We start from the raw sequence: 21154 nt of genomic DNA, 5'->3' as shown, positions 1-21154 counted from the left end.
AGATAATAATGAAACTAAGTGAAAGACAAGAAAAAATTATTAAAATAGTAAAAGAATATCAACCTGTAAGTGGAGAAAAAGTGTCTGATTTATTGGATGTATCTAGAGCCACCCTGCGATCAGATTTATCTTTTTTAACGCTTGTCGGAATCTTACAAGCTACCCCCAAAATTGGGTACACCTATTCGGGATCAGATTTAGAAAAATTTTTCTTTTTTAAAACTTTTAATACAAAAGTAAATGAGATAATGATGCCGCCGTTAATGGTTAATCAAGATACTTCCATTCGAGATGCTATAACAACTTTATTTATGTATGATGTAGGTTCATTATATGTCACTGGAGAAGAAAAACTTTTATTAGGGGTTTTATCAAGAAAGGACTTATTAAGAGCCTCATTAAATACGAATATAGATCAGACACCTGTAGCGGTCTGTATGACTCGCGTACCTCATATTAAAGTTTGTAAAAAAGACATGGACATCTTAGAAGCGGCAAGTATTCTTCAAGATTTTGAGGTGGACTCATTACCTGTTGTGGATGATGAAAATGAAAGAAAAGTGATTGGGAAAATCACTAAAACTAGAATATTAAATTTCATTATTCAACAGGCAAGAAAGGCAGAATTAAATGGATAGAGGAGATTTTTTATGAAAAATGAAATCATTGTATATACCATTTCTGATTCAATAGGGGAAACATCACAAAAATTATTAGCAGCCGTTACTGCTCAATTTCCAGATTTAGTATTCAACAACAGCTACCGTTTTTCTTTTGTTAACAAGGAAGAAGAGTTAGTTGATATATTAAATGACGCGGTAAAAGATGATGCAGTAGTAGTTAGCACATTAGTTGATAACCATTTAGCTAATGTCGCTAAAGATTTCAGCAATCGAACAAAGTTACATTACTTGGATTTAATGAATCCCTTTTTTGAAATTATTAAATCTAAAACAGGTTCTACCCCAATAGAAGAACCTGGTATTGTACATAAGCTAGATACAGAATATTTTAATAAAATAGCAGCAATCGAATTTGCAGTAAAATATGATGATGGAAAGAACCCACAAGGATTTCTTCAATCTGATGCTGTAATACTCGGTGTTTCTCGTACTTCCAAGACTCCTTTGAGTATGTATTTAGCCAATAAAGGGTATAAGGTATCGAATTTACCACTTATACCTGAAGTTCCCTTACCTTCCATTTTAGAGGAGGTAGAGGGACAGAAGATAATCGGCTTGATTTGTAATCCAGAAAACCTATCCAGAATCAGAAGTAATCGCTTAGATTCTTTAGGGTTGAGTCACTCATCTAGTTATACAAATTTAGAAAGAATTTATGAAGAGTTAGAGTATTCAAAGCAAGTATTTAAAAAGCATAACGCCTATGTGATTGATGTAACAGATAAATCAATTGAGGAAACAGCTTATCTAGTAGAAAAACATCTAAAAGAAGTAAGTATCCACTGGTAGAGCCGGTGGATACTTACTTCTTTTTGAATCAACGCATTCTTGAGTATTCAATTGCATGAAATAATGATCCGTTTTTTCCGATAAAGCAATATTGCATACCAGTACTTATTCTTATTCCTCTATATTTCCACCTTCTTTTCTCAAGAAATTCAATAAATGTACAAACAGCTTGAATTAGCCCAGCATCTCTTTGTAGTATGGTACCATTATATTGATACTAAGAACGATTTTTAATTAATATAAGTAAAGAGGGATGATTTTTAGTGGAATTATCATTTTTAATGTTTGCATTAATCGGTGTTATTATTGGAATTCTATCAAGTATGTTTGGCTTTGGGGGTGGATTCGTAGTAGTTCCTATCCTATTTGCATTTTTACCAGATTCGATTCCAAGCGAATATTTAATGCATACAGCTATTGGTACGTCATTAGCAGTTATGATTATTAATTCATTCAATTCAACATATAATCATGCGAAAAAAGGCAATGTGACATGGTCAGTCTTCAAACTATTAGTAGGGTATATTTCAATAGGTTCTTTAATAGGTGGTATGCTTGCAGTCTATATTGATAGCGATTTCCTTAGGTTTGCGTTCATTGGTCTCTTAATTTACGTTTTGGTTTCAAACATTTTCAAAAAATCATTCACCAGAGAGATTGATGACCAATCATTTCATATGCCTAAGCAAAGTTCAGCATCTTTTATTGGAATAGGCATTGGATTTCTTTCAACCTTGTTAGGTATTGGCGGAAGTACCATGACAATTCCTTACCTTAGAAATAGAGGTATGCGTATGATACATTCTGTAGCTCTAGCTACCCCATTAGGTCTGCCAATTGCTATCGTTGGAACCTTTACTTATTTAATTACAGGAAGGCAGATAGATACAATGCCTTCATCAACTCTAGGGTTTATATACCTACCTGCGCTAATCGGGTTTACAATCGGTGGTTTTGTTGGCGTACCTATTGGAAGGTCTTGGGCTCAAAAGTTATCTGACAAACTCTTTTCCAAAATATACTTAATTCTTCTGCTTATTGTGGTCATTATGATGATTATAAGCTAATTACGGAATAACATTATACATAGAGATATTTATTATAATATAACCAAGTTATCTACAGAAAATGTTCCCTACCAAAATTCAATGAAAAAGCAAAATTCCCTACCAAATTTTTTCTTGGTAGGGTTTTTGGCAGGGAACCATATTATTTTATATGGTATTTGACCATTTTTAACAAGGTTAAACCCTTATAAATCGGTGTTCCCTCTTCAAATTAAGTTGTATTCTTACTCCCACTCAATCGTCGCAGGTGGCTTACTAGTAATGTCATACACGACACGGTTAATATGGGCTACTTCATTAACGATTCTTGTAGAAATCACTTCTAGTACATCCCATGGCAGTCTTGCCCAGTCAGATGTCATTCCATCGATAGAAGTAACTGCGCGAATTCCGATTGTATAATCATACGTACGCGCATCTCCCATTACTCCAACACTGCGGATATCAGGAAGGACAGTAAAGTATTGCCATACATCGCGTTCTAAGCCAGCTTTTTTAATTTCTTCGCGTAAAATGGCATCTGATTCACGGACGATTTCTAGTTTTTCTTCTGTAATAGCACCTAATACACGAATCCCTAAACCAGGGCCAGGGAATGGCTGTCTCCAAACGATATCATCAGCTATTCCTAACTCAGAACCTAGAGCACGTACTTCATCTTTAAATAGCGTATTTAAAGGTTCAATTAATTGGAATTGCATGTCTTCAGGAAGTCCGCCTACATTATGATGGGACTTAATGGTTTGTGCAGTAGCTGTACCACTTTCAATAATATCTGTGTAAAGAGTACCTTGTGCTAAGAAATCAATTCCTTCTAATTTTGCTGCTTCATCATCAAACACATAGATGAATTCATTTCCAATAATTTTACGTTTTTTCTCAGGGTCACTTACGCCCTCTAGCTTAGACATAAAGCGTTCTTTCGCATCTACTTTAATGACGTTCATATTAAAGCCTTCTGTGAAAGTCTTCATTACTCCTTCCGCTTCGCCTTTGCGAAGAAGTCCATGGTCTACGAATATACAGGTTAATTGATCACCAATAGCTTTATGAATCAACACAGCAACAACAGAAGAATCTACTCCACCACTTAGGGCACAAAGAACTTTTTTGTCGCCGACCGTCTGGCGAATTTTTTCCATTTCAATTTCAATGAAGTTCTCCATTGACCAGTCACCTTTGCAGCCACAAACACCGAACACAAAGTTTTTCAATAATTCATTTCCATATACAGAGTGACGAACTTCTGGGTGGAATTGAACAGCATATAATCCTTTTTCTTCATTACTCATCGAAGCAATCGGACAAGAAGCGCTCGTTGCATCAATTGTAAATCCAGCAGGTGCTTCAACAACTAAATCACCATGGCTCATCCAAACGATTTGTTCTGTTGGAAGGTCAGCAAATAATTTAGAGTTGTTTTCAATATTAATTGCTGCTTTTCCATATTCACGATGCTTTGCTTTTTCCACTTTTCCGGCAAAATGCTGGGTCATCAATTGCATCCCATAACAAATACCGAAAATAGGAAGTCCTAAATCGAATATTTTCTTATCTACGCCAAATGCATTTTCGTCGTATACACTATTAGGGCCGCCTGAGAAAATGATTCCTGAAGGGCTTAATTCCTTAATCTCTTCAGCTGTAATGGTATGTGGATGCAACTCACTATATACTCCAAATTCTCTTATTCTTCTTGTAATCAATTGATTATATTGACTACCAAAATCTAGGACAACGATCATTTCTTGACCTTCTATATGCGCTTTCCCCATTCCTATTCACCCCAACTACTCTATTTGAATTTCTCTTCTTACTATTTCCAAATACCTTCATTATTCATGCTTATCTTTTCTCTAAATTAGATTCTGTTTTTTTACAAAAGTGCTGATTTAAATTCAATCAACCAACTTTTATAATGTAACCACAAAAAAAGACTAGAATCCGCCTCAAATAAAAACGAAGGCAGAATTCTAGTCTTTTTGGTTTCTTCATATAAGCTAAATAATCCAAAGACTTATCTGCCTTCATAGTCAGATCATTTAAGGCGACCCGGTAGAGACTCTCGAACCATATCATCGAGGATATATGAAGGAATTATATATAGATGTGAATATTGTAACAACATGTCGAATCGATGGTCAAGCTGTTGTTTTTTTAATTAAATTTTCCCACAATTCTCTCATATCTTCCCAAGTCTCTTTTTGCATATAACCTTTGTACAGATATTCCTCATATTTAGCAGTCAATTGGCTCATTTCTTTGCTTGAATAAATGTGATCTATTTGCTTCGCATACTCTCTTAAGGTAATTTCTTCCTTCTTGCGGAGTCCAGCTATCTCTAGTAGATGCAGCAGCACCATATAAGCCTTCGGAAAGTTAGTTTCCTCCGTTGTGTTTCGGAATTTCCAAATATAATAATAAGGAAGCCATTTATAGCGAAATTTATAAGCTGCTAATCCTGCTGTAATAATGATTACTAGAACCGTAGTGACCCACTGCCAATTGTCTTTAACAATAGTTGTGTAATTCTTCTGCCCATCTGTAGATGGTGATGTTTTCTCCATTGTTTGCTCTGGATTTTCTGGTTTATTTTCTGGGGTTTCTGGCTTTCGTTCCTGTTGCTCCGGCGTTTGCGTTTCAGTATTCCCAGTATTTTGATTGCTCTCCACATCATTTATATACGTATTCGCATTAGAGAATCCTTGCGTTGGCTCAAAAGCAACCCAGCCTACATCTGGAAAATAAACCTCTACCCAAGAATGTGCATTATTATTTGTAACTTCATAGCGGCGAATATCCCCGTCCGCTTCTACAAATTCTCCCTCTGTAAAACCTTTAACCCATCTTGAGGGAATCCCAATAGAACGCAGCAAGGTAACCATAGAAGTCGAATAGTTATCACAATAACCCAGCTTTGTTTCAAATAAGAATTGGTCCACATAATCCTCTTTCTCATTCGGGACTGCCACATTATTTTGACTATAAGTAAAACCATTAGATGAGAAATAGGTTTCTATCGCACGTACCTTTGCAAATACATTTTCATCATTTTTCGTTATATCAGCAGCAAGGTCTTTCACTCTTTGCGGTAATGAATCGGGAAGCTGAAGGTAGCGATTCACCATATCTGGATTATTTCTTATAAAGTCTTCCATATCAGCTGTTGTTAACGCATTTAGACTGTATTCCGGCACATCATATTTTACCGAGTAACTTTCTACATATCCATTAAAAACGCCACGTTCATTCCCACTTTCAATTTCCATGAACGAATTAGCAGCAGACACTTCTTTTACTCCTAATGGATATAGTAAATAAGAAAAGCCATTCGTAAATTGCACAGTGCTTTCAGACTCTGTCCGCTTCACATTTTCCCCTTCTACAAAAGAGACAAAAGGAATTGCGCCACCTTGATCTAATACTTCAAAGTTGTCCCGATTTAATTTTAAGGATTCCTCTGATTGGACCCAGCCTTTTCCTGTATAAGTATCTTTCGTTTCTACCTTCCAATAATGAGGCTTTTCTACCTCCGCAACAAAGACCAAGGAAGAATCACCAATAAAGTCTCCCCCTAATCTTGAATCATCAACACTATAACCAACTCTATGAATACCGCTTCCTGGAATATCTCCATCCTCTACTCCTCCTTTATCCCCCATTGTCTGGATAAAAGGAACAGGGTCTGGCCAAATAGGATCTGCCTTTGGTGATAAATAGCCAATTCCAGCACTTCCTATTACGAATAGAAGTAAAGGAATCATCCATTTTACGATCGAACTGTTAGTATTTCCAGATCCTTCTTTATCACTTAATCGAAAAAATGTTAACATGCCCATTGCTGTAAAACCTATGATTACCGTACGAATAATTGCCAAATCAGCACTATAAATCGTAAAAGTATCTAATACGGTAATATAAATAATTGTCAGCAAAAAGAATGTAAAAATCTTTCTTCGCTTAATTAGCCAATAATCAATTAAATACGCCATCAGCCATAATAAAATGAAACAGAGACTGCTTTTAAACATATTCGTCATTTCCGGCCACTTTGTATTAAATACCAATGCTAAATTATCGATAAATTCGGCTGCAAAAGGTTGAATCCATTGGAAAGTAAAAAATGATTCCTCATAATATAAATATTGAAGAATAAATATAATATAAACAGTCTTCAATGTGCCGCTTACCCAGCTTGGTGTCCGGGAAAAGGCTAACAATAAAGATAACGCAAGAAATAAGTGAAAGACAATCACATTCTCTGTATTCGTTAATTCTTCTAATGGTCCGAGCCATTCACAAATTAGTAAGAAACCTAAAATGTATAATAAAAAATTAGCAATTGTGATATGTTTTTTGCTATAGGGCGTTCCCATTTATGCCAGCCCCTCTCCAAAAGCTTCTTTAAATCTCCCCTCAGAAACAGGAATGATTTGAATGCCTTTTTTTCCAGCAAAAGCACTTAATGTTCTTTCTTCACTAGATAAACCTTCCTTTTGTCCAGTGATGGCAAACATCACGATATTATATCTTTTACTTGCCAACCACCCAGCTTTATCTATAAGTTCTCTTGTTACTTGGGAAGTAATTAACATGATTGTGGCCTGTGGAGGCAATTGACTACTTTCATAATCTACAACCTCTGCTAATGTGATTTCCTTTGTAGCACGTACTTTTGCTAAATGATAGAGCAGGTATTGTTGGTGACTTTCCCCTCCCCTTATTGGAAAAATCTTACGCTCCGTATCTACCGATAATAAGCCTACTTGCGCACCTTTTTTTAAAATAGCTCGAAGGATAGAAGCAGTGAAAGACACTGTCGTTTCAAATCTTTTATTTTCTTGGCAATCCATCACAATCATAATGTCATGCGACTGTTTTTGTTCAAATTCCTTTGTCATCATATTGTTGCGCCTTGCACTTGCTTTCCAGTTAATCCATGAAAAGCGGTCACCTGGCTGATACTCTCTCACACCAACTGCCATTGTCGTATCTCGCTGCACTCGCTCCTTCGATGAAGTCATTCCTTGCTCATAGTGATTTTCCAGCGGTTTGTATATCATTTCTTCAATAGGAGGATACACTAGAATCCGTTCTACTTGAATATAGACCTTCTCCTTCTCAATCAGACCTAAAGGGTCACCCAATTGGAGAAAGATTTGATCAAATACATGCTCTCCTCTTGGCAACTCCTTCACCGTATAATTAAAGCGGAGTCTCCGCTTTAATCCAGGCATTAACATTCTCTTTTCTTCTATTTTTTGCCCCATTGTGGAATTAAATGAATCTCTCACCACCATATAAAAAACAGGAAAAAACGAGTTTCTCGTTAATTCAATTTCTACTTGCATTTCTTCTTTCGCCCTATATTCATATTTCAAAATTTTTCTTTTTACTTGCCAATCCCGCATTGGATAGACTGCAATTAAAAGACCATATAAAGCAAATGGTAAAAAACTATAAAATAAAAACCAGCTTACAAACCCACCTTGAAACATAGCATAGGAAAATACCATCACTATTAGTAAAAATAGCAAAATTAATTTCCAAACCCGATTTAATTTATGCAAAAATCTTTTCATTACTTCACTAACCTTTGTACTGGTACTGGCACTTGCCCGATAATTCGATTAATAATTTCTTCTGCTGTTATCCCATCGAACTTTGTTTCTGATTTTAAAATCATTCGATGAGCAAAAACAGCTTTTACTAAGAATTGCACATCATCTGGGATGACATAATCTCTTCCTTGAATAAAGGCATAGCTTTGGGATGCTCTCATTAATGCAATGGAACCCCTCGGACTGACTCCTAGATAAATACTCGCATTTTCTCTAGTTGCTGTTGCGAGCTCCACAATGTATTTTTTAATCGTTTCATCCACATACACTTGTCTTACTTCATCTTGAAGAGTAAGTAACTCATCTAAGCTTACAACTGACTCTAATTTTTCAATTGGCGCTGCTACTTGGACTCTAGTCAGCACTTCTATTTCTTCTTCTACGGTTGGATATCCCATATTCATTTTCAATAAGAAACGATCTAGCTGTGCTTCTGGAAGAGGATAGGTTCCTTCATATTCAATTGGGTTCTGGGTTGCCATAACAAAGAATGGCTTTTGTAAATGATGTGTCACGCCATCAATCGTTACACTACTTTCTTCCATCGCTTCCAAAAGAGCTGACTGAGTCTTTGGTGATGTTCGATTTATTTCATCAGCTAGAATAATATTCCCCATAATTGGTCCTGGCACAAATTGAAATTCTAGCTCTTTCGGGTTATAAATAGACACTCCCGTTACATCAGAAGGTAAGAGGTCTGGAGTGAATTGAATTCTACGAAAATTAGCACCTACTGATTTCGCTAAAGCTCGCACCATCATTGTTTTCCCAACTCCTGGAACATCTTCTAATAAAACATGTCCTTGGGCAAGCAAAGCAATTAAACTCAGTTCTGCTACATCCCTTTTCCCAATCATCACCTTTTCGATATTACCGATTATTCTGTTAATTACCAAACTATGATTTCCTGCCATTCTTCTCCTCCTGTTGCATTCTAGTAAATTGCTAGTTTTAGTTGCATTGTTACGACACTATCTTTCAACTAAGTAATCATTTTTCTTACTAGTAATCAATCCATTCTTATTCATCTAGCTTCTATATCAAGCATTGCCATTTTTTAAGATAAAAATTCCTGTGGGTTTAAACCTAATTCTCGACAAATTTCCGTCACCACTTGTTTTTCCCTTTGATCAAAATGACCATCTGCATATCCAATCGCAATACAATACCGAGCTACAAGTCTAGCAATCTCTGGCTTTGAGCGAACTTTTCCTAGTGCGCGAAAGCTTTCGGCTCTACCAATAATTTGATCGTATTCTATTTTTCGGACAAAGTAATTAAATTGCTGAATTACTTTATTTGTATCAAAAACACGTAATTCCTCACTTTGATGGATAAACTCCATCATTTTTTGTTCTTCCGTATGGTCCAATCTTCCGTCAGCCATACCTACTAATGCACATGCAGCAACAACAGCGTCTAATACTTCTGGATTTTTATAGCGCATAAAGATATCTCTAGCTCTTTGTTTCTGCTGCCTTCCCCATTCTGCATAATCCGTCTGAGATGGAGACCAACTATAGCCACAACTATTGCATGTTATTTTCAGCTGTCCTTTTCCAATAAATCCACCTAATAAACCGACAGGTCCTAAAATCAATCCACCAATTGCCGCTTTGCCAATCCCAAAGCCTTTTTCACCGGTACGGACATTGGTACTTCTGCATCTCATACACTGCATATGATCACTAGAATATGCGTCATTGACAGCAGCTTGTCCATACATTTGTGGATGCGTATTTGTTGAATAAGAAGGTTGCCCGTTTGGCTGATAAGCCCCGCTGCTAAAAGCCGGATAAGTTTGCGTTTCAAATGACTGGTAATAAGGCCTATTAGGTTCTTGATAAGCTTGTTGGATAGATTCATTAGGATAAGCAGGTGCTTGCGGTTCATCATCAACTGTTACTCCAAAATTGCGGCATAAGGCAGCTAGTCCACCTTGAAAGCCACTTCCGACAGCATTAAATTTCCATTCTCCGTGATGACGGTATAACTCGGCTGCAACAATAGCAGTTTCAATTGTATAATCTCTTCCAAGATTAAAACGAAGAAGTTCTACTTGATCTCCCTCATTAAAAACTCTGACATAGGCATTAGATATTTGACCAAAATTTTGTCCTTTATTATACGCATCATGAATGGTAATGGTAAAAGCAATGCGTTGAATAGCGGCAGGTACTTGGGATAAATTCACTCGAATTTGTTCGTCATCCATTCCGCCATGCCCCGTCCGGTTATCCCCACTATATACTACCGATCCGTTAGGACCAGTTGGGTTATTATAAAAAATAAAATCATTATCACTCCATACTTTATGATTATCGCCCAACAAAAAAGCTGACGCATCTAAATCATAGTTGGCACCATGTTGATTGATATCCCACCCTAAACCAATTACTACCTTACTTAACCCAGGATGTGATTTTGTCAAATCTATCTTTTGACCCTTGCTAAGCATGACCCCCACAAAGAACCTCTCCTTTTTTACAATCATTTTCTTCCAACTATCGATAACTATTATTTTACAGCATTATCTAGGTAATTGTACGTATATTCATTTACAGTTGTATTACAACTACACCTTTTACGATATAAACCATGAAAAAGTTTCCTCTTTTAGCTATTCCTCAATATCTCTATTCTTTCTATACCTTTTCTCTTCTAATTTGTAATGTTTTTTGGAGGTTTGTCATAAAAAAGATGAAGAAGACATGTTTGTCATGAATTTGGTAGGTTCGTAACGGTTATTTAACCGAACAAAATTCTCTTGTACGGTAGAATGGAAAAGGTAAAGGAGTTGTTATGTATGTTATTTGGTTCCCTTATTTGTAAGATACGAAAATATCATAAATATAATTATTATTACAGTGGTATATGCATCACTTGCGGAGAGGTAAGAAAAGAATACGAGAAATTACAAGAAGACACCACAGAGGAACAAGCAGAGGAAAAAGATATTACAGATCAATCGATTACACAGTAATCATTTATCATATAAAATTCTATATCTTCTTCATTTAAGGCTTTGTTCAATGAATGTTTTTGGCAAAAAGATGAATGCTTTCTTTCCTTGTTTCTCTATGGCATGCTTTCTAAACAACATTTTATTTGAACAAAGCCTAATTGATTTAACTTATCTTCAATATATTAAAACTTCTATCAGCGGGAGGTGTTTCCTCCTCACTGATGGTTAATGTGAACCATCAAATTTTTATGGACAGTTGATCTCCTATAACCTCTAAATTCTCTTAATGGAGAAACTAACGATTAACAACTCTTTGTATATGAATAGCTAAATATAACTTTTCATTATCTGTTAAAGAATAATTGAATTGACTTTCAATATATTCATTTATTTTTTCCGTACATATAAAAGCTTCCCTATGCTTATGTTTCACCATTTCGAATAGATATGGATCGTCATCATCCATGTATGTCTTACTATAGAGTCTTTGCGCAAAGAACTTCAAATGAGTAAGAAATCGAAAGTAATTTAAAGAGTCCTCGTCAAATTCCATCTTATAATGGTATTTAACAATATTTAATATATTTTGCATAACCTTTGTGATGTTCGCGATATTAGGCATTTCTTGACTCAGGTCTGAATTAACTAGATGCATCGCAATAAATCCAGCTTCATCTTCTGGCAGCTCAATGCCTAATTTCTCCTTCATTAGTTGAATGGTCTCTAAACCAATAGCAAACTCTTCCTTATAAAATCTTTTTATTTCCCATAATAAAGCGTTCTTAATTTCAAACCCCTTTTCGATTCTCTGAACAGCAAAATGCAAATGATCTGTTAAAGAGATATAAAAACTATCATTTAACTTTCTGCCTAGCCTGCTGCTAGCAATCTTAATGACTTCCTCTGTGATTTCGATATATTCAACAGGTACTTCATATAAAAGTGTTTTAAACTTTTCCGACATATCATTATTTTTCAAAGCAAATATTTTTTCAATTTTTGCTTCTTCCACTAAATCACCAGGCTTCTTTTGAAAAGCTATCCCTCTTCCCATTACTACTAATTCTTCGTCTTTTTCATTAAATGCAGCAATTACATTATTGTTATATACTTTTTCTATTTTCATTTGACCACCTGTAGTTTAATATGGCTTTTTTTCCTTATCATGGATAAGTGATCGTGATAGTATGGTTTAAAAATAGGAAAGAAGGAAAGCTGAAAAATCAACTTTCCTATTTCCCTTTATACATTCTCTCCATTGGAGGCAATAACCTCTTTATACCAATCAAAGCTCTTTTTCTTTGATCGCTCTAATGTTCCGTTCCCTTCGTTATCTTTATCTACATAAATATAACCATAGCGTTTTTTCATTTCACCAGTAGAAGCACTTACAATATCAATTGGCCCCCAGCTCGTATATCCGATCATTTCTACACCATCCTCTATGGCCTCAGACATTTCTATAACATGCTTTCGTAGATAATCTATCCGATAATCGTCCTTTACCTCTCCATCTTCCGAAGGTATATCGACAGCACCTAACCCATTTTCTACTACAAATAGCGGCTTTTGATAGCGATCATACAATTGATTTGCAGTGATACGGAAACCTTTAGGATCAATCGTCCAACCCCATTCCGACTTTTCCAAGTATGGATTTTCAATAGAACCAAACACATTACCCGAGGTCTGCTTATTGACCTCTGGATTTGTACTTGTCGTACGACTTGCATAATAACTAAAGCCTATATAGTCAACGGTATATTTCTCTAATAACGCTTCATCCTGTTCTTCCATTTCAATCTTTAAATTCTTATCTCGGAAAAACCTTTTCGCATAGCCAGGATATTTCCCACGAGATTGAACGTCTATGAAAAAGAAAGAATCTCTATCCTTTTCCATTGCATCCAAGACATCATCTGGATTACAAGAATATGGATACGTTTGACCGGCCGCCAGCATACAGCCAATTTTCATCTCAGGATTTATCTCATGCCCAGCTTTTACCGCTAAGCTGCTAGCAACCAATTGATGATGGGCTGCTTGATATTTCACTTGAAGCTTATCTTCTCCTTCTTCAAATACCAAACCTGCTCCAACAAACGGTAAATGTAAAAGCATATTGATCTCATTAAAGGTCATCCAATATTTCACTTTATCCTTATATCGCTCAAATAAGGTAGTTGCATATTTTTCAAAGAAATCGACTAATTTACGATTTTTCCAGCTGCCATAATTCTTTACTAGATTTATTGGTACATCAAAATGAGCAATGGTTACGACTGGCTCGATTCCATATTTTAAGAGCTCATCGAAAACATTATCATAAAATTTCAATCCCGCTTCATTTGGAGCAGCGTCATCTCCATTTGGAAAAATTCTAGCCCATGAAATCGATAAGCGCAATGCTTTAAATCCCATTTCTGCAAATAGAGCAATATCTTCTTTATAACGATGATAGAAGTCAATCGCTTCATGCGAAGGATAAAATTCCCCTTCCAGTGGTTGATAAGAAGGAAGCTTGCCCATCATAATTTCAAATCTTTTATTACCTGTTGGCAATAAATCAACCGTAGTTAAGCCCTTCCCATCCTCTAAATAGGCTCCTTCTGCTTGATTAGCGGCAATTGCACCGCCCCATAAAAAACCTTGTGGAAATGCCATAATGTCTCATCCTTTCTCATAATTCTTGCTTATTTTTACTTAGTTTCGAGGTGGAATAAAGAATCTCCTTGTTGAATCTGTTTTTTATCTGTTACCTCTAAATGAAACTCTCTATAATTTGTAATCACAATTGGTGTCGTTAAAGGCTTGCCGGAATTAGCTATTTCATCTATATCAAATTCAATAAGCAATTGTCCTTTTTTCACTAACTCACCTTGTGTGGTGTGTACAGTAAAATGCTGGCCTTCTAATTGCACAGTATCCATTCCGATATGAATCAAAATATCTGCACCAGTATCTGTTGTAATCCCAATTGCATGTTTCGTCGGAAATAAAGCAGAAACCGTCCCATCAGCAGGAGCATATAATTTCCCTTCACTCGGTTCAATAGCAATTCCATGGCCAAGTGCCCCAGATGCGAATGCTTCATCTTTAACTTCTGATAAAGGTTTTACCTCCCCCTTTAGGGGGCTTAACACTTCCTCTTTTTCTACCTTTGTTGCTGCTACTTGGTTCGATGCTGTAGTATTTCCTGTTGAATTTTGGCCTTTGTTAATGCCGCCAAAGAACAATGTCAATAAGAACGCTACGATAAAGCCAACAATGATGGAAATAAGTGCTCCCCATAAGTTCATATTGATTCCCTCAGGTGTAATATAAGAAGGAATACCAAAAATTCCAAGACCACCAACGATGTAACCCTTTACATCTGTTAACCCGGCAATAGCACCACCAATACCTGCACCAATACAGCTAATAATAAATGGTTTCTTTAAAGGTAAGGTAATTCCGTAAATAGCTGGCTCCGTTACACCAAAGATACCGGAAATAAACGCTGGATAACTCAATGTTTTTAACTTTTGATTTTTTGTTTTGATCAAAATTGCAAGAACTGCACCGATCTGTGCAAAAGACGCTGCGAAGACTGGAGATAAAATCGTATCATAGCCAAGTGTCGCTACATTGTTAATAGCAATTGGCACTAATCCCCAATGAAGACCGAAAATAACAAGCACTTGCCAGAATCCACCAATCAATAAACCTGCAATAGCGGGACTTAAATTATATAAGAATAAAGATCCTTGACCGATTAATGTACTTGCCCATGTTGCAATAGGCCCAATAACAAGAAATGTGACTGGAACTACAATCACTAATGTAAATAATGGCACAATAAATGTTTTCACTACATCAGGAATGACATTTCTTAGCCATTTCTCTACTTTAGATGCAAAGAATGTCGATAAAATAATTGGGATAACCGAAGAAGAATAACTCATTAAAATTACTGGTATCCCTAAAAACGTAACATGGATCGGCGATTCAAATAATGTACCTCCAAACAAAGTATATAATGGATCACCCGTCGTTAAAGTGGATAAGGTTGGATAAACTAATGCAGCCCCTATCGCCATTCCAATAAACGGTGTTCCTCCAAATTTCTTAATCGCAGTATATCCTAAGAAGATTGGTAAGAAATAAAATAGTGCGTCACCTGTGGCATTTAAAATTTGATAAGTACCAGATGATTCTGTTAACAATTTTGTTGATAGAAATAGTGCATTAAACCCTTTAATCATCCCTGAAGCTGCTAAAACACCAAGAACTGGCGTAAAAATACTTGAAATCATGTCGATAAATCGATTGAAAAGTGAACCTTTAGAACCTTCCTCTTCCTCTACAGGCTGCTGGCTCTGGAAACCTCCTACTGAAACAACTGCTTTGTATACATCTGGAACATGGTTGCCGATAACGACTTGGTATTGACCGCCGCTTTTCATGACAGTTACAACATCATCCATATTTTTTAGGACTTCTGTATTCGCTTTACTTTCATCTTTAAGCTTAAAGCGGAGACGTGTAATACAGTGCACAACACTGGAAACGTTTTCTTTTCCACCTACATTCGCAATGATATCTTTTGCTAATTGCTCATATTTCATTTTTTTACCCTTCCTTCAGCTATGGAATTTGGTTTTTACAAATAAAAAAACCTGACCTGACTAAAATACACGCAAAACAATAGCATGTTTTTCTAGTCAGTTCAGGTTATGCCCACTTAAGGTAACATTCCTTCACGGAACTTTTAAGTTTTGTTATTTGATATCTGTAATTTATCACGTCTCGTTATACATGTCAACGCTTTCTTTTTAGAAAAATTAATTTTTTTATTTAAGTTCCTATTTATTTTCTTTCAATTAATAATCCATTTTTAACTGAAAATCAAAATAGCGCTGAGCATTATAGTAAGATATATCCTGAACAATTTGACTGAGCCATTCCACATCATTTGGGTACTCCCCATTTTCCACCCAATTCCCTATTAGATTACATAGAATTCTTCTAAAATAATCATGACGGCTATAAGATAAAAAACTGCGCGAATCTGTCAGCATTCCAATAAATCTCGATAATAGCCCTTGATTTGCAAGTGTTTTCATTTGTGCTGCCATGCCATCAATATGATCATTAAACCACCAGCCAGATCCGAATTGTAGTTTAGAGGGAATTCCACCTTCTTGGAAATTTCCAGCCATTGTTGCTAAAACTTCATTAGTATTCGGATTTAATCCATACAGAATGGTCTTTGGCAGGCTGCCATCTCGATCCAGCTCATCTAATAATTTCGCTAATGGAATAGCAATAGGACTATCTTGCATCGAATCACAGCCTATATTTGCACCAATTGTTTGAAATAAACGAGAGTTGGCACTTCTTAATGCTCCGATATGATATTGCATCACCCATCCTCTTTGGCTATATGCTTTACCAAGGCTGACAAGTAAACTAGTCAAAAACTGATTATTTTCTTTTAGAGTAATAGCCTCACCAGTCAACGCTTTTTTTACTATCATATCCAACTCTTCCCTTGTTGCTGATTCATATACGACCATTTCTAAACTATGGTCAGACAATTTGCAGCCAATCTCATGAAAATAATCTATCCTATGATCTATTGCCTCCATCAAAGTGCTATAACTCGTAATTTCTACTCCTGTAAGATTGCTTAGTTTTTCAACATACTCCGCCCAATAATTGCTTTGAATAGCCATTAGATGATCTGGACGAAATGCTGGTAAAACAGTTGTTGAAAAAGTTTTGTCTTCTTGTAATAACTTATGAAAAACTAAATCATCAATCGGATCATCTGTAGTACCAATAAGAGCTACATTTGACCTTTCAATTAAGCTTCTTGCTGAAAAGTCTGGACTCTGTATTTTGCGATTACAAGTTTCCCATATTTCCTTTGCTGACGTTCGTTTTAGAATTGCTTCCACTCCAAAATATTGTTTTAACTCTAAATGCGTCCAATGATAAAGTGGATTTCCAATTAACTTCTCTACAGTCTCAGCCCATTTTTCAAACTTACTGTAGTCGTCTGCATCTCCAGTTATATAGAATTCATCTATACCATTAGCACGCATGGCACGCCATTTATAATGGTCCCCCTCCAGCCACAGCTCTGTAATGTTTTCATATCTTCGATTCTCATAAATTTCCTTTGGATCTAAATGACAATGATAGTCATAGATTGGCATGGTCGCCGCATAATCATGAAATAATGTTTTCGCTGTTTCTGTCTGCAGTAAAAAATCTTTATCCATAAAAGTCTTCATTTTGTTATCCTCCTCTTAATTAATCTTTACTTGTGTTAAATCTTCATCTGTCTTTCCACCCCAAAGCTTTTCATAGGAATAACCTGTTAAGGATTCGACCACTTTCTTCGTTTTTGGATCTACATCCTTTTTTAAACCGTTGTTCTTTAAACGTTCAATTTCCTCTACAAGAATTCCATGCGTTTCTTTATTTAATTTAAAGGTGAATGCTGCAATTAATGAAATAAAAAGCAAAAGACCTACCCCAATAATCATGATATACATTATAGTATCAACAGCACTCTGTGGCTGCGTTGCCGAGCCTTGTACAAATCCCCCTCCCCCTTTCTCTAAGATGGCTCCAACTAAAAAGGTCGCAAGTGCAACAGAAGACTTTCTAAAGAACGTCATTACAGAAGCAAAGATTCCTTCTCTTCTTTTCGTTGTAATCATTTCATCTACATCTGGAATAAACGGAAAGACATTCCAAGGAACGAATTCCAGCATACTTCTTCCAATTTGATACAAGAAGGAAATAACCCCTAATACGAGGATTAGATTACTAGGATGATATAAATAAACCGCCCCATATCCTAATAAACACAGAATCATAGTAGAATACGATATTTTAAATAAATTTGCTGGTCCAATTTTAATCATTAAAAATCCATATAGAATAGCTCCAGGTAGCCCAATAATACTAAATGAAAGTAGATTCGCTGCTACAGTGGAAGTACTATTTAAAGCGTATACACAAAAGAATACAAATACTGCGTTAAAAGCATCTTTCGCTGTCATCGAACAAATATAAATTAATAAATGCTTACGAAAGCTTTTCACCCTGAAAGTGGAAGCAAAGTCCACAAACATTTGTATCACTACCTTTAAACCATTTTTTCGTTCTTTCTTCTGGCTTATCAGTAGTTGTAATTCTTCAGGCGAAACTTCTCGTTCCCATGTAGAACGGAAAGAAATATACACACATATAGCAAAAACAACTGCAAAAAAGGCACCATTAATGAAGAAAGCAAGGGAATTATCTTGTCCTAAAATACTAAAGAGCTGCCCAGGTATAAATGTGGCTAAAAAGGTTCCAAGTCCTGAGATAAACATTCTAGCAGTTGATAATTTCGTTCGTTTATTAAAGTCCGTTTTCATTTCAGAAGGGAGTGTTTCCCATGGAATTAAAACCATCGCTGCAATAATCTCAAATGCTAAATAAGTAAGAAGATAATATAAATAATTCATTCCCGAAGTCCAGAGTAATACATATACAAGCATTAGTGGTGAACCAATCAATAAGAAAAATCTTCGCCGTCCAAATTTTCTTCCTAACTTAAATTTTAAAAAGTTGTCTGAAAAGCTTCCCATAAATAAGCTGACGACTGCATCTACTATACGAGCAATTGCAATAATAGAAGCACCTTGAACTGGCGTCAAACCAGCATAACTTGTATAAAAAAAACAAAAGCCATGCTCCTATAATGGTAAAAGCCCCTCCGCCCATCATATCTGTTAAGCCGTATCCAATACTCCTTGCAAGCGTAACATCCTTTTGCTTTTTTTCCATTTCTAACGCCTCCTATTTATTATCAATACGAATATAGGTAAAACGTTTTCATTTATTTGAAAGTATAATAGGAAAAAGGAAAGTGTCAGGAACCTCTCCTTTTCCTATTATCTTTTAAACCATTTATATTTTTTGCATTTTCTCTTTTGTTAAAATTTTATTAGTATCCCATGCGCCTAATAAGTACATTACCCCTAACGCACGATCATATAACCCATATCCCGGCCTGCAAACTTCATCCCAAATATGTCTCCCATGATCAGGTCGAACATATCCAACGAAACCGTTTTCATATAACCCATTTACAATTTCAGTAATAGGTACAGACCCATCCTCCGCACGATGAGAAGTTTCTATAAAACTACCATCTTCAAAGTGCTTTACATTTCTAATATGCGCAAAAGGAATTCTATTAGTGAATGTTTTCACAATATCAACTAAGTCATTACTTGGATTTGCTCCAAGTGAGCCAGAGCAAAAAGTTAAACAGTTTGCTGGACTGTCTACGCTAGTTAAAATCCGTTCGATATCTTCTTTATTTTTGACAATCCGCGGCAACCCAAAGATAGAAAAAGGCGGATCATCCGGATGAATAGCCATTTTAATTCCACATTGCTCTGCAACAGGAGTAATTTCTTCTAGAAAGTATACCAGATTATCGAACAAATCCACTTCAGATACATCTTTATATAAAGAAAATAAGTGCTGTAAATCTTTTAGTCTCTCTGGCTCCCATCCAGGCAGCGTTAACTCTTTTGTATTTTCTTCCATATTTTTCACTACTTGCTCAGGTGTAAGAGAAATGACTTTTGCAGCATCAAAATACAACGCCGTACTGCCATCTTCTGTTTCTTTAAATAAATCTGTACGCAGCCAATCAAAGACAGGCATAAAGTTATAACATACTACTTTTACGCCAAATTGACTAAGATTCTTTAATGTTTCTTTATATGCATCAATATATTGCTGTCTTGAATTTAATCCTAGTTTTATATCCTCGTGAATATTAACGCTTTCAACAACATCTGTATGAAATCCATACTGCTTCGCCTGATTTACTACTTCCGCAATACGCTCCACCGGCCAGACTTCTCCAACAGGTACATCATGCAGAGCCCACACTATCCCTTTAACCCCTGGAATTTGGCGTATTTGTTTTAAAGTGATGGTGTCATTCCCTTCTCCATACCATCGAAACGTCATTTGCATATTTTGTTTTCCTCCTTTGTCGCACCATCATACTTTTTCCATTAGTATTGCTGCGGATAAAAATATTCAGGAAACTCTTGTAATAAAACGCCTTTTTCAGAAAGCATTAATCTCATATGGTCAGACATTAATTGTTCTGCTTTTGTCCGATTTCCACCTAAGATTGCTTCATAAATTTCTTTATGATGACTAATTAATATTTCCCAGTCTAAATCCTTTATGTCTTTTAATCTTAATAAGCGAAATCTATTCAAATGGCCAGCCATATCCTGAATCATTTTCCAAGTACGCTCTTTGCCACAGCAAATAAAAAGTTCCTTATGAAAATTTTCATCCAAATCGAAGAATTTTTCCTTTTCCTGTTTTCCTACTTCATTACTTGCCAGCATTTCTTGCATCTTTAAGTTCATTTCTAACTTCAGGGAAATTTCATCAGTCATATTCTCACAGCATAAACCAACGATATTTGTCTCAATTATCTCACGAACAAAGCGCGCTTCTTCGGCAAGGCTAAGGTTAATTAGAGAGACAAATGTACCACTCTGCGGAACAATCGTTAATAACTCCTCTTGCGCTAATCTTATAAATGCTTCTCTAATAGGTGTTCTACTAACCTGCAATTCATCTGACATAATTTTTTCACTGATTTTTGTACCAGGTATAAGCTTTAATTTTAAAATTTCATTTTTTAATTGGTTATAAGCAAATACTTTCGCACTATTATTTGACATGAGGGACCCTCTTCTCCTTTTTATATTTTTTTAGTATATAAAAAGGAGGGTTAAATGTCATTCATTTTCAATAATTTCAATAATCGCCTCCTTTAAAACATATTAATATACTAATATGGTAGTTAAGTACATTATAACTTCATTTCTTTTGGAATACAATTCAAAAATAGTACTAAAATGTGACAATTCCATTAACAGCTTTTGCAATATATTTATACTTTTATTAGAAGTAATGAACTATTATGTGAATTATTAAATA

The 21154-nt window shown here is 35.7% G+C and carries 16 protein-coding genes and 1 riboswitch; of the genes, 4 read left to right on the top strand and 12 right to left on the bottom strand.

The features are described from left to right. Positions 1-8: 8 nt before the first annotated feature. The 3 genes from NSS71_RS24415 (at position 9) to NSS71_RS24405 (ending at position 2539) form a co-directional block, all read left to right on the top strand. Positions 9-638 (top strand): CBS domain-containing protein, encoded by a 630-nt coding sequence (locus NSS71_RS24415; RefSeq protein WP_144546466.1) that lies wholly within the window; start codon positions 9-11, stop codon positions 636-638. Between the two features lie 12 nt (positions 639-650). Next, complete coding sequence (locus NSS71_RS24410; protein WP_047943385.1) at positions 651-1472, top strand: pyruvate, water dikinase regulatory protein; 822 nt, start codon at positions 651-653, stop codon at positions 1470-1472. A gap of 263 nt (positions 1473-1735) precedes the next feature. Next, complete coding sequence (locus NSS71_RS24405) at positions 1736-2539, top strand: sulfite exporter TauE/SafE family protein (protein WP_047943384.1); 804 nt, start codon at positions 1736-1738, stop codon at positions 2537-2539. A gap of 224 nt (positions 2540-2763) precedes the next feature. Here NSS71_RS24405 and guaA read toward each other — a convergent pair whose 3' ends face one another. The 5 genes from guaA to NSS71_RS24380 all read right to left on the bottom strand — a co-directional run bounded on the left by guaA (position 2764) and on the right by NSS71_RS24380 (position 10627). After that, entirely contained in the window at positions 2764-4314 is a 1551-nt protein-coding gene (guaA, locus tag NSS71_RS24400) for a glutamine-hydrolyzing GMP synthase (protein WP_047943383.1), read from the bottom strand. 235 nt (positions 4315-4549) lie between these two features. Next, positions 4550-4651, bottom strand: a riboswitch (purine riboswitch). Between the two features lie 29 nt (positions 4652-4680). Then, a complete protein-coding gene (locus NSS71_RS24395; RefSeq protein ID WP_095259338.1) occupies positions 4681-6915 on the bottom strand; it encodes a transglutaminase TgpA family protein in 2235 nt (744 codons plus the stop codon). After that, positions 6916-8121 carry a DUF58 domain-containing protein gene (locus NSS71_RS24390; protein ID WP_095320930.1) on the bottom strand — a complete coding sequence of 402 codons (1206 nt, stop codon included), beginning with the start codon at positions 8119-8121 and terminating at the stop codon, positions 6916-6918. After that, positions 8121-9074: an AAA family ATPase gene (locus tag NSS71_RS24385; RefSeq protein WP_047943380.1), complete on the bottom strand. Its 954-nt coding sequence runs from the start codon at positions 9072-9074 to the stop codon at positions 8121-8123. Before NSS71_RS24385 ends, NSS71_RS24390 begins: the two co-directional genes overlap by 1 nt. Before the next feature lie 143 nt (positions 9075-9217). Beyond that, positions 9218-10627: a TerD family protein gene (locus NSS71_RS24380; protein ID WP_445668948.1), complete on the bottom strand. Its 1410-nt coding sequence runs from the start codon at positions 10625-10627 to the stop codon at positions 9218-9220. Positions 10628-10966: 339 nt separating this feature from the next. On the opposite strand from NSS71_RS24380, the gene NSS71_RS24375 reads away from it, so the two are divergent. Next, the gene (locus NSS71_RS24375; RefSeq protein ID WP_156485495.1) at positions 10967-11143 is read left to right on the top strand and encodes a hypothetical protein; all 177 of its coding nucleotides are present in this window, start codon (positions 10967-10969) and stop codon (positions 11141-11143) included. 277 nt (positions 11144-11420) lie between these two features. On the opposite strand, the gene licT is transcribed toward NSS71_RS24375, so the two are convergent. The 7 genes from licT to NSS71_RS24340 all read right to left on the bottom strand — a co-directional run bounded on the left by licT (position 11421) and on the right by NSS71_RS24340 (position 20895). Continuing rightward, entirely contained in the window at positions 11421-12251 is an 831-nt protein-coding gene (gene licT / locus NSS71_RS24370) for a BglG family transcription antiterminator LicT (RefSeq protein ID WP_047943378.1), read from the bottom strand. Between the two features lie 116 nt (positions 12252-12367). Beyond that, on the bottom strand, positions 12368-13789 hold the full coding sequence (locus NSS71_RS24365; RefSeq protein WP_328282915.1) for a 6-phospho-beta-glucosidase: 1422 nt from the start codon (positions 13787-13789) through the stop codon (positions 12368-12370). Positions 13790-13824: 35 nt separating this feature from the next. Further along, entirely contained in the window at positions 13825-15732 is a 1908-nt protein-coding gene (locus NSS71_RS24360) for a beta-glucoside-specific PTS transporter subunit IIABC (RefSeq protein WP_095259342.1), read from the bottom strand. 255 nt (positions 15733-15987) lie between these two features. After that, positions 15988-17406, bottom strand: a complete 1419-nt coding sequence (gene uxaC, locus NSS71_RS24355; protein WP_341152118.1) for a glucuronate isomerase — start codon at positions 17404-17406, stop codon at positions 15988-15990. Positions 17407-17421: 15 nt separating this feature from the next. Continuing rightward, a complete protein-coding gene (locus NSS71_RS24350) occupies positions 17422-18825 on the bottom strand; it encodes an MFS transporter (protein WP_341152117.1) in 1404 nt (467 codons plus the stop codon). 253 nt (positions 18826-19078) lie between these two features. Beyond that, a complete protein-coding gene (gene uxuA / locus NSS71_RS24345; protein ID WP_047943373.1) occupies positions 19079-20164 on the bottom strand; it encodes a mannonate dehydratase in 1086 nt (361 codons plus the stop codon). A gap of 41 nt (positions 20165-20205) precedes the next feature. Next, the gene (locus NSS71_RS24340) at positions 20206-20895 is read right to left on the bottom strand and encodes an FCD domain-containing protein (RefSeq protein WP_144546422.1); all 690 of its coding nucleotides are present in this window, start codon (positions 20893-20895) and stop codon (positions 20206-20208) included. Positions 20896-21154 lie beyond the last annotated feature (259 nt).

The organism is Niallia sp. FSL W8-0951 (assembly GCF_038006525.1).
Lineage (GTDB): Bacteria > Bacillota > Bacilli > Bacillales > Cytobacillaceae > Niallia > Niallia circulans.
The sequence above is the reverse complement of the archived record's forward strand: the minus strand, read 5'-3'. Positions and strand labels throughout refer to the sequence as shown.